Genomic DNA, 12091 nt, shown 5'->3' on the forward strand with positions numbered 1-12091 from the left:
ACACCTAGTGTTATTTTGTTGATATATGGTTTTTTCAGGAGATTGTCACATGTGTAGACTGGACAAGTGGAAATTTGACGGTAAAAAGACTACCTTCCTTCACGACTGACTCGACATGAATTTCTCCACCATGACCCGTGACGATTTCCTTACATATAGCTAGTCCTAGACCAGTCCCACCAATTTTTCGACTATCCGAGTTATCGACGCGATAGAACTTTTCGAATAGACGACTCAGCGATTGTTCTGGAATCCCGATTCCCTCATCTCGAACTTGAAGAATGACTTGATCAAGTGATGTCGTGAGTACGACATCGATCGCACCACCAGATGGTGAATATTTCACCGCATTATTCAATAAATTATTGAGCAACTGTCTGATTTTTTCTTCGTCTGCTTCAATGACAGGCAACTGATTTCCCTCGTGACGGAACGTAATCCGATGAGCCTGTGTCGAAGCCGCATAAAATTGTGTCGTTTCTTCAGCAATCGTATAGATGTTCACGGATGCTTTTTTATACGATTGTGTGCCCGACTCCATGCGCTGGACATCTAAGAAATCATTGACGAGATTCGCAAGACGTTCCGTTTCGGAATGGATCGTCCGCAAATATCGATCTTGGCGCGACTCTTCGATGTCTCGGTTGAGCATGAGTTCTGTAAATCCGTAAATCGAAGAGAGTGGCGTCCGAAGTTCATGAGAGACGGTTGAAACGAGTTCTGATTTCAAACGATCCATTTCAGTCTCTTTCGTTACATCACGCATGACGAGCATCGTTCCTTTATGTACGTGATGGATATGGATCACCTCGACATAAAATTGAATGAATACCGTTTCGTTTCGAATCGAGAACTGTAAACTATCGGTCGGTAATTCTCCACGCAGAACTGAATCAACATAACGGCTAAAAACTTCTGGTTCGTCGACGACGGATTGAATGACTTCTAAGCACGTTTGCAATGTCTCCTGTTCAGTCTGAACACCATAACGTAATTCCGGGAATAAATCGTATAATGGTCGATTGACGAAGACCTCTTCTTTACCCGGTTCAAGATAGATGACCGCCTCTCGAATCGAATCGAGAATCCGCTCTGTCTTCGTTTTCTCTTTCGTCATCTCGTCAAACAACCGCATCCGTAAAAGCGATAGCGATAATTGACGGGAGAAGGACATGACATCACGCATCTGTTCGTTCGTAAACTGATCGCGATAACGGACAAGGTAGATATACGCGATGATGTCACCAGACGTCGGTTCAAGAATCGGTACAGCTGTTTCGTACATATAGTACGGGTACGGCAGTGGATGATTACTTGCGACTTGTTTAGAAGAATGAACAGGTGACTTTAGTGACTCAGCTCGTTTTAAGAGAGACGCATCGTTTTGAAGCAGCTGTTCTGCCAATTCATCCGTCATTCCATACGTAACGACAGAATAACTATCTTCTTCATCAACAAATACTAATGCACCAATCTCAGAATCTGTGATCGTGACGAGCTTCTCAATGATTTCTGGATAAGCAGTCAACGACTCACGTGCCGCGAGCGTTTCTGTCAAATCATTACGATACTGCAAATGTTGCTCATTCCGCATCGTCAGCTCTAATGCTTCTTCGAGTTCTTCTTGCTGTGCTTGCAATTCTTCCTGCTGTGCTTGTAATTCTTCCTGTTGCGCCTGTAATTCTTCATTTTTCGCTAATAAATGCTGCTTGTTCTCGGAAATCGAACTTGCCATCTGATTGAAGGATAACGCCAGGATTCCGATTTCATCTTTACGATTCGGTACTTTGACGCTCGAAACATCTTCACCGTTCGCAAGCCGTTGACTGTTCTTGACGAGAGATAATAATTCCATCGTGATGCGGCGAATAAACGGATAAATAAAGAAAATCAAGACGGCAAGTAAGACGACGATATTCGCTAACCAAATCAGCTGTGTCGTCCGGATTTCCCGTTCCAGTTGGTCGCTCGTCCGTTGTGCCCAATCCTCCAAAAATTCACGATAACCGCCGAGTGCTAGCTCGCTCTTATTGATTTCCGAGAGTACATCAATGTTTCCTTGAGCATCTAATTGAATCTTACCTTCAGCTAATAATTGCTGACCAAGTGGCAGTTCAGCAAGTGTTGTTCCTTTTAAGAAGGATTCCGTGACATCTCCAGATTCTTTCGCTTGGACATAGGATTGAATAAGCGGCAAAATCGCATCGAAATAATAACCATACAATTCTCTCGAGGACTGGGCGAATGCCTTTCCTTGATCATAAATCGCATTTTTTTCGAACCATTCTGTCTGCTGATCAATCTTATCTTGTTGAGCCATGACTTGATTGTATAGATCACCATTCCCCATCAAGGCATAACCGCGCATGTTGAACTGGACATCCTGCCACTCTTCCCATAAAGCACCCGCACGTGCACTCCGGTCACGGATATCTTCTAATTTCGCCCGAGTCGCCTGCAGTTTCGTATCGGTGTAGTTGTAGACGATCAATGATGAAATCATCAATGTAGCTAATACGACATAAAAGGAGGCCATGAGTTGGCGCCCGATTTTTCGATTAATCCACTTGGTGATCACTCAGTATTCCTCCCACGACATCAATCAGTTCTAACGGACTAAATGGCTTCGAGAAAAAGTAATTCGCTCCGATTTCTTCTGCTCGTTCGCGGTCTGATTGTTGACTTTTAGCCGTCAACATCATGATTTTTAAGTGTTGCTTATCTGGATGTTGTCGGACTTTTTCGATGACTTCAATCCCTGTCATTCCAGGCATCATGTAATCGAGTAAAACGAGATCATACTCAGCGTTCATGATTTTTTGATACGCTTCGTCACCGTCCGTCGCTTCGTCGATCGTATATCCTTCATCTTCTAGTGTATCGAGTACTAACATTCGTAAGACATCTTCGTCTTCTGCTAATAAAATACGTGCCATCTATTAAAACCTCCCAAAATTATCCATCACCAAAGTAACATATCTTCTTTATTTTACACAGTTCTTTCACAATAAGAAACGGAAATCACTTTAGAAACTGATTTTGTCTCCTTATTCCTCATCCCTCTTTCGACCCATACTAAAACCTCCCTCATCTCTACCTTAAGTAGTAGGACGAGGAAGGTCTCGATCGTATCAAAATTAAATTACACTAAATCAATCGTTTCTTCTAAAGCAAACGCATAGATGACCTTGCGTGAAATTTGAATATGAAGAATCGCTTCTAACGCTTCTTGATACAGATTCAACTGAGTCGCGTACCGATCCCTTAACACATCAGCAGGTGTCTGTCCGACTTCCGTCGTAACGATTTGATCCGATTTATAATCGAGCAAGATATATGACTCTCCATCCTGAATCAAACAGTCGACGATTCCTTGCATGACTGCGTCATCCACTGGACCTGTCCAGTCTTTTCGGAAACGCGATGCCCCGATCTTATATGTGAATGGCAACTCTCGATAGACGTGGTTCGTCCGTAATCGTTCGCTGAACAATTGTCCGATTTCAGAGTCGAGGAATCCTTGTAACTGTGTTGTCGCTTCCCGCATCGTCGTCGCTTCAATCGGCGTAATGCGTTCCGTTGCTTCCCACTGATCAATTTGTTGCGAAATCGATTCGTCCGGTTCATATAATTGCATCGCTAAGTGTAAGACCGTTCCTCGTTCCGCTCCACTTAAAACAGGTCCGAGGAATTGTGGCGTTCGGTAATACGTCGTCTGGCGATATGTCGTTTCGAATGCTGCACGTTCGAGCTGTTCCGCCCGCTTCAGTTCCGTGACGGTCTGTTTTGCTGCCGTCTCTGTCGCGAGTAGATGCGGATACTGATACGAAAATGCCGCTTCGACAATTTCTTTGACTTGTGAATTAACCGGCACATCGATTTTTTCAAGCTTCTGGACGTGTTCGAGTTGCTCCACGAGTGTTGAGATTTCTTGATACGGTGCTAACTCCTCTAACGACATCGCGCGAATCGACCAATCCGTCTCATCGGGACGTAGTAAACTACTGCGTAAGACTGCCGGAACGACCCATTCCGCATAACTCTTCGCTTGGCGTCGATCATTTTCAGGTAGTAAGACTTCATCTGGTGGCGTCATCCGCCAGGTCGCCATTTGATCCTCTAAATCCTTGACTGTCCCGACAAGAATCAACTTTTCCTTCGCTCGAGTCATCGCAACATACAAGACGCGCATCTCTTCTGCCTTCATCTCTCGATCCATTTCCCGGCGGATGACTTCTTTTAAGAGTGTCCCAGATCGCAAACGACGAATCGGATCAATCGCATCTAGGGCAATGCCATACGTCTTATGCAACTGAATCGCCTGCATTTGATCCTGTTTGTTGAATTGCTTCGTCAATTGGCTGACGATCGTCACGGGGAACTCGAGTCCCTTTGATTGGTGGATCGTCATGATGCGAACGACGTCCTCGTCTTCTCCAAGCGAACGGGCTTCTGCGAAGTCTTCTCCTCGTTCAATTAATCGATTGATTAGACGAAGGAAACGATAGAGGCCACGATAACCGGACGTCTCATATTGCTTCGCTCGCTCATATAAAGCGTTCAAGTTGGCTTGACGACTTTTGCCTCCAGCGAGACAGCCGACGTATTCAAAATAGCCGGTCTGATCAAAGAGCGATCGAATGAAGGCAGGTAGGGCACTCCCACGTGCTTCAGTTCGCCATGATTGAATCTGACGGATGATTTCATCCATTCGAATTCCGAGTGATGATTCCTCTGCCGCCATTGCTAGCGCTGCCTCATAAAAGCTTCCTTCTTTTTGTTTTGCTCGAATCCGTCCTAAATCTCGATCCGCCACCCCAAAAATCGGCGATCGTAACAGACTCGCGAATGGAATGTCTTGAAGCGGATTATCGATCGTCTTGAGCAATGCCATCATGATTTGAATTTCCGTCGCTTGGAAGTATCCGCCTGTCGTATCCGCATAGACCGGAATCTCATACTGTTCGAGCACTTCGACAAGCGCTTGGACACGCTTACCACGCGACCGTGCTAAGACGACGATGTCGCGGTATTCACACGTTCGGAATCGGTTCGCTTTCGCATCGTAAATCAGATGTGGATGCTTCGAATCAACGAGTTCTAAAATTCGCGTCGCAATCGCTCGTGCTTCAACCTCTTCCTTTTCACTATCAAGAGGATCTATCAAGAGTAATTCAGGCGCCACTTGCTCCGATTCGAGATAACTCAGATTCCCGAGTCGAAGGTGCGCGGCTTCATCGTAATCAATCTCCCCGACCGTCTCATCCATCACTTGGCGGAAGATTTGATTCGTTCCATCCAGCACCTCAAGACGACTGCGGAAGTTTTTTGTTAAATCGATTCGTGTTCCAACGTCGGTCTGTTGGAATCGTTTGAATTTCTCAAGGAACAATCCTGGCTCTGCATGACGAAATTTATAGATGGATTGTTTGACGTCACCGACCATGAAGAGATTTCCTGTCGCCTCATCCGTTTTCGAGACCAATTGGATGATGCGTTCCTGAACCTCGTTCGTATCTTGATATTCGTCGACGAGTACTTCAACGAAGCGTTCCTTCAGAAGTTTTGCCACGTCTGACGGTTGTCCTTCGTCCGTCAAAATCTCTAATGCAAAATGTTCAAGATCCGAAAAATCGACGATGCCACGTTGTTGTTTCGCTTCGAGATAATCGCTTGCAAATTGACGTACGAGTGTCACGATCGTCTCGACGTGTCGCAACTGCGACCGCAAGTCCTCCAAGTAATCAACACCGGTCTTTTGGACGAACAGCTCTTTCATTTTCTTGAACTCCGCTACGAGTCGCGTCCGCTCTGCTTGAAACGGTTTGATTCCTTCATCCCCGCGTGGACTCTTCCAGCGACCGAATTCTACTGCTTGAAAAGCAAGCGCAACCATCGTCCAGTGGCGTGCCGATGTCTCAAGCGAGGTAAAAGGAGCAATGTCCTGACGCATCATCTGTCCCATTTCCGTATAACCAGACTGCTCCAGCTCAAAAGCAAGTTCTCGGTAACGTCCTAATAAATTCGAGAGACTTTCCCACTCTAATTCGACTAGTCGTTGCATGAGTGGAGAATCATCCGGGTCAATTGGCTGATCGTACTGACTGATTAAATGTGCATAAAAAGCTTCCGGATCCGGTAAGGAACGGGAAAACCGATAGAGATTCGAAATCAGTGTCAGCATCGCTTGATCATCCCGATCTGACGTATAACTATCAATCAAATCATAGAATCCCGGGTCCTCAGAAGCATAAAAGGACTCAAAGACCGCTTCTAAGACATCGTCTTGCAATAACAGTAATTCAGATTCATCGGCAATTCGAAACGCAGGATCTAGACCAATCCGGTAATAATTCTCGCGCAGAATCGACAAACAGAACGAATGAATCGTTGTAATTTGTGCCCGGTTCATTAATTGACGCTGTTTTTTCAAATACAAATCATCCGGTGCCTCTTTGATGCGCTGGTCCATCACCTCAATGACCCGCGTCTTCATCTCACGTGCTGCCGCATTCGTAAAGGTAGCAACGAGAATCCGATCAGCCGACAACTCATCTTCGGGATCAATCAATCGTTGCGTCAGCCGTTCAACGAGGACCGCTGTCTTCCCTGATCCCGCTGCCGCTGAGACGAGGATATGTCCACCTCTAGCTGAAATGGCTTGTTGTTGTTCTTCCGTCCAACGCACGCTCATTCTTCTTCCTCCTTCAACCGTTCCAGTACCTCTTTTTCAGACATCGGTTTTAATGGGCGATACTGATTCCCAAGCGATTCATCGAACTGACAGACTGAACGATACTCACAAAAACTACACGGTGTCCGTTCCTGATAATCGAATGGATTGATGGCGATATCCCCATCATAGATATCTTGACTGCTGTCTTTTAATGCCTCCCATGCATGATCCATCAGCGCTGATAAATCTTCCTCTTGTACGACACCTTTCGTCTGCGTCTTATGCAGTCCGTTTTTTGTGAATGTCACTTTGACGAGCGGTGATTTTTTTCGTTCATCGTACGCAATATGATCCATCGCTCGTAGTACCTCGTCATTCTCGAGAATGACGCCTTGCATTTGATAGGACTCGAGTAACAGTTGGTTGCGCTCTTCTTCGTCAGCCGATAAATCGCCCCGTAACATCGGGTTTTTGACGTGGAAATATAACGCACCAGCTGGTTTTGCCTGCTGTTGATAAAGCAGCTCCGACTGCTCCACGACCGTCTTCAAATACAACAACATCTGAATCGCAAGCCCATAATAGATTTCCGCAAAATCAAGTCCTCGAGCACTTGATTTATAATCAATGATTCGAACGTATAGCTGATCACCAATCGTCGCCTGATCAATCCGGTCGATGCGACCCGTGAATTCAATTTCTGTTCCATCCGGTAACGTAAAGCGTAATGGCGGGAACGTCGCATTCCCAAAACTGATTTCAAATAAGTCAGGTTCAAAATCTGTTCGTTTTGCTTGTTCCACAAGCATTTTAGCTGTTTGTTCGACGACATCCGTCAATTTTTTCTTGATATACCCGAAGCGACTCGAACTCATCAAGATCGCATTCTGAATTTCCGGTGTCACCTTTTCGACAGCTTCCTTCGCAAGTGTTCCGCACGTCTCGCCGTCGATCTCTCGCCAGTGTCGTCCAGAAGCTTTTATACTGAGCGACAGATCATTTAATGCGCCGTGGAACAGATTCCCGATGTCCGGTGCTTCAAATTTATACAGCTTCCGCTCGCGTAAACGAAGTCCGTATCGAGCAAAATGCTTATACGAGCAGGCGTTATAGGTCTCAAAACGCGAAACGCTAGCTTGCAGTGAATCACCATATAGACGATGCGCCAAACCCTCCGGCAAGGCTTCCGCTTGATTTTGATAGAACAAGGCACTCGAGAATAACCCCATCCGTTCACGTCCCTGTCCGTTTTCGAGAAGCGTATTGTACACTTCGAACCAAATCGGCTGAATCGGATAACGTCGTTGCAAACGGCGCAGCTCGATCGCCGTCGCTGCTGCCGCGCGATCTGGACTCGTTACGAAATCAAGTTGTTCTTGCGATGCGTGTTCCCCAGCTTCCGCAAAGTGTGTTTTGATCGGACGATCGAGCAACAATTGTCGCTTTAATTGTTTTGTGATCGCTGCCGGCTGAAGCGCCTTACCTTCTTCATCGACCAGTGCGTAACTGACATACAAGGCTTCACTTGGAGCCATCATCCCTTGATACAGGTAAAACAGCTCATCATCAAACACATCAAGAGACGCTTTTCCAACCGGAATACCATGCTCATGTAAAAAGTCATGATCATTTTCGGACAGTAACTTTGATTGATCTTGAACGAACGGAATCAGACCATCATTCGCTCCGAGTAAAAATACGACTTTTACTCGTTGTAATCGTCCACGGACATAGTCCGTCGCGATGACTTGATCGAGCGATGGCGGAACAAGTGCAAAACGAAGGCTCTCAAGTCCTGTCTCGACCATCTGGACGAACAAATCCGTTGATAAGGTATGCTCAGGCGCAGCAGCTTCTAGCTGCTCGAATAGATGAAGTATCGCTTCATATACTTGATCATGCTCGCGCGCAACAAGTAATTGATCCTGCTCTAGTGCTTGCTTACGCCATTCCATTAAACGTTCTGCAATTTTTTGTTCTTCAAGGAATTGATACAGACCTTTCGTATACGCGCTCATCGTCTTCGCCTGTTTCAGCCGACGGTGCAACGGTTCAATCAAGTCGACGACGAATGTTCGTAAATGGTTCAGTTCTTCTTCTTGCGCAAGCTCCTCTTCCGTTAAGCGAACTTCCTCTGCTAGGCGCCGCTTTAATTGCCACGGTTGTTGCCACATCGACCCTTTGATGCCGCGTTCGAGCACGAAGGTCTCAAAACGATCGAGCGCTAGACGCGCATCTTCTGCGGGAATCGGCAAGAGCTCCGTCTTCAGTAAACGAAAGACCGTTTCTTCCCGATAACCCGACGTTACGATGTCTAAAGCAGATTGAATCAAGTCAACGAGTGGATGATGAACCATCGACTCACGTTGATCCAAGAAATATGGAACATCATACATGTGGAAGGCTCGTTCCAAGTGATCCGCATACGGCTCAAGATGTCGCACGACGAATGCCATCTCATGAAACCGATACCCTTTTTGTCGAACGAGTTGAATCGCTTTCCGCACGGCTGATTCTGCTTCAACTTGACGGTTAACTGCAGCTGTCATCTGAAAGCCCTCAATGTCATGATCGACAGGAGGATATCCCGGCTTCAACAAGGCCTGCTCCAAATGTCGTAGTCCTTCTGATTGAAACTTGATTGGTTGATCATACAAAATTTCTTCATATGGAATCGACAGTTCCTGCATCTGACCGATCAATTGCATGTAGCACCGCTGAGACACACCAAAAGAAGTTTGTTTCGCATAAGGATCCGTTGCATCCATCGTAAAACTAATATGCATTTCAGCCACTTGTTGCATCAAGGCGAGTAAAACTCGTTGTTCCTGGAGCGAAAATTCATAAAATCCGTCGACGATGATCGTCGCTTGATCCAGTCGCGCTTTTGGAAGTAATTCGAGCAACGTCGTATAGTAATCGTCTGCATGGAGTGCTTTATCGACGATTCGTTCCGTAAAGCGCTCATAAATCAACGCAAGGTCGTTTAATTTCGGTGACCGTTCGAGAGAGCGATCACTCACTTGACGCAACATGTCTGGCTCAATCAACGAACGTTTAAACGACGCAATGAGCTCATCAAGTCCTTGGAAAAATCCAGGCATGTTTTTAGTTCGTTTAAAAATCTTCAGTTCGTCTTCTGATTCCTCAACGACCTGTCGCAGTAATAGCTGTGTCCCCGTCTCATCAAGAAATGGAATCGCTTGATTCCCGTAATCGCGTAAAATATGAAACGCAAAGCGCCGTAGACTCATTACCTCAAGACGAACAAGACCTGCTATCCGTTCATCTGTCGCAATCCGCCGCTCCATTTCAAATGACATCTGATCTGGAACGATGAAATACATCTTCTCTCCTAGTGGTCGTTGCTCGAGTTCTTGTACGACGCGCTCGATCAATTGTGTCGTTTTCCCACTACCGGCACGACCAATATGCATATGGTTCATCAAGAAAACCTCCTTCTCGTTTTTCTTTACTCTTAGTATCTCACAAACAAGAACAAATGTACTGTTTTTGGCGCATGTCTTCTATGTATAAATTTGCTATAATCAGGACACATCCTATGTAAGGCAGGTGATGCTTCTTGTCACTTTACGAAACCGTCGGAGGCGAGCATATACTCACATCCTTGGTTCGCTCATTCTATCATCAAGTCTACCACGATTCACTGTTGCGACCGTTATTCCCTGAAGATCGGCAACGTGTCGAACAGGCACAACTCGTCTTCTTGACCCAATTGACAGGGGGACCGCGCGACCCGGATCAACCGCCGGCGAGTTTAGCGATGATTCACCGGTTATTACCGATTCAAAAAGAACATGCCATCCGTTGGTTGGAACTGATGGAAGTAGCTGCTCTTGATACGATTCCAAATGAAGAAGCACGACTTCAACTACTCGAGCGATTACGAATTGGCGCGATGAATGTACTACGCGTTTGTGAAGCACACCAGATGGACTGAGGGATTTTTCTTTCTCATCTGTCCATTTCCATGTAAAATAATAAATGGAGGCGATAAAACATGACGGAAGAACAAGAACAACGACCTGAACTCGTAAAGAATGCGATCGAGCAAGCCGAAGCATCGACGAACGAGGATGACACGCTCGAGGAAGAGCAAACCGAAGAACAAAAAAAATTGGATCACATCAAAGGTCTCGTAACCCTTGAACGCGGATCTGATTACTATCGTGTCGTTTTTTATGACGACCATAAACACTTGATTTTCAAGGAACTCGATTACGACCGTGTCGACTTCGTAGGTCGTTTCTACAATGATAGCTTTGATCCGACAAACTTGACGGAACTAGAAGAAATCGCAGAAAAAGCACTCTCGACTTCTTTACGAAAACGATTCTTGTAATGCATGAAATAAGCCGTCCTCCGATTGGAGAACGGCTTATTTTTTATTGATCAGATTGTTTTTTCTTCCGACGAAGGACGTAAGCAAGAACGCCACCTGCGACAGCGATCCCTGTTGCCGCCAAGATCGGTAATAAGACCTTTTTGTTGGATGCTAGTTTTTGTTTGACTTGCTCAAGGCGGGACTCATTCGTCTCTTTCAAGGCGATGGATGTCCGACGGTTCATCGTGACGTGTTTCGCAGCATCCGTCACGACGATGCGTTTCGTGACCCAACGGCGATTTCCAGAATCATCGACGACCAATTGTCGCGCCCTTTTAATTCCTTTGATTCGTTTACCCGGTGTATTTTCCGGACGCACGATGCGGGAACTGATAAAGCGTCTGCCTCCAGTCGCACCAAATCCAGGCTGTAATTTTCGGCGATTTAACCATTCGTATGATTCATTCATCGTGTCGCGGTAAAAGTTACCGCTTCACCTCCCTATGAGTTCTCTCTCTACTGTTTCTCCTTACGTAAGTAAGATTCCTGTTATGTGTTTCCACTTTTCACCGATTCTTAAACTCCGGCAACTGAAAACGACGCTGCATTTCATACGCCAGTTCCAGTGTTTTAATCCGTTGTCGTTCGATGCTGTATGCGGATGCATCCGTATCGATACATTGACCTGTCTGAAATTCGACTTGTACTTTACCGGATTTTTTCTGAACAGTCTTCATCTGTTTAAAATTAATCCAAATACATTCCGCCTTTTCTTTTGCGGTCGTTGGAAAGAAAATCGTCTGTGCTTGCCAATCCACTAAAACAGGGGTCTTTCGGTTCGGACCAAGAATATGCCGCGCTGCTTCGATTCTTCCACGCATGGACGAACCAAAATACAAACAGGATTCTTCAATCAACTTAATGGGATGACCATCTAAAATACTTTCAGAATGTTCCTTGATGACGAGTGTCTGCGGTTCACCGTATTGACCGTATCGCGGGATCAAGGCTAACGTTTCTTCCGTGATTGGGTATGACATCTCCTTCGCTCCCTTCCTGGATTATATTGG

The 12091-nt window shown here is 45.8% G+C and carries 8 protein-coding genes; 2 read left to right on the forward strand and 6 right to left on the reverse strand.

What is annotated here, in order from left to right; genetic code table 11:
* Positions 1-34 precede the first annotated feature (34 nt).
* The 4 genes from B3G15_RS03695 to addB form a co-directional block, all read right to left on the reverse strand.
* Positions 35-2578, reverse strand: coding sequence for an ATP-binding protein (locus B3G15_RS03695; protein WP_290715812.1), 2544 nt, complete (start codon positions 2576-2578; stop codon positions 35-37).
* The gene (locus tag B3G15_RS03700; RefSeq protein ID WP_023467390.1) at positions 2559-2936 is read right to left on the reverse strand and encodes a response regulator; all 378 of its coding nucleotides are present in this window, start codon (positions 2934-2936) and stop codon (positions 2559-2561) included. The genes B3G15_RS03695 and B3G15_RS03700 overlap by 20 nt, the downstream gene beginning before the upstream one ends.
* Before the next feature lie 206 nt (positions 2937-3142).
* A complete protein-coding gene (gene addA / locus B3G15_RS03705; protein WP_290715817.1) occupies positions 3143-6694 on the reverse strand; it encodes a helicase-exonuclease AddAB subunit AddA in 3552 nt (1183 codons plus the stop codon).
* Entirely contained in the window at positions 6691-10122 is a 3432-nt protein-coding gene (addB, locus tag B3G15_RS03710) for a helicase-exonuclease AddAB subunit AddB (RefSeq protein ID WP_290715820.1), read from the reverse strand. Before addB ends, addA begins: the two co-directional genes overlap by 4 nt.
* 137 nt (positions 10123-10259) lie before the next feature.
* On the opposite strand from addB, the gene B3G15_RS03715 reads away from it, so the two are divergent.
* Together B3G15_RS03715 and B3G15_RS03720 are read left to right on the forward strand one after the other, a co-directional pair.
* Complete coding sequence (locus tag B3G15_RS03715; protein ID WP_064300364.1) at positions 10260-10637, forward strand: truncated hemoglobin; 378 nt, start codon at positions 10260-10262, stop codon at positions 10635-10637.
* 60 nt (positions 10638-10697) lie between these two features.
* Positions 10698-11039: a hypothetical protein gene (locus B3G15_RS03720; protein WP_023467386.1), complete on the forward strand. Its 342-nt coding sequence runs from the start codon at positions 10698-10700 to the stop codon at positions 11037-11039.
* A gap of 43 nt (positions 11040-11082) precedes the next feature.
* Here B3G15_RS03720 and B3G15_RS03725 read toward each other — a convergent pair whose 3' ends face one another.
* Positions 11083-11490, reverse strand: coding sequence for a hypothetical protein (locus B3G15_RS03725; protein ID WP_290715826.1), 408 nt, complete (start codon positions 11488-11490; stop codon positions 11083-11085).
* A 97-nt stretch (positions 11491-11587) separates the two neighbouring features.
* Positions 11588-12061 carry a competence protein ComK gene (locus B3G15_RS03730; protein WP_029340962.1) on the reverse strand — a complete coding sequence of 158 codons (474 nt, stop codon included), beginning with the start codon at positions 12059-12061 and terminating at the stop codon, positions 11588-11590.
* Positions 12062-12091 lie beyond the last annotated feature (30 nt).

It is taken from the genome of Exiguobacterium sp. UBA1053, from assembly GCF_002316465.1.
GTDB classification, from domain to species: Bacteria; Bacillota; Bacilli; order Exiguobacteriales; family Exiguobacteriaceae; genus Exiguobacterium_A; species Exiguobacterium_A abrahamii.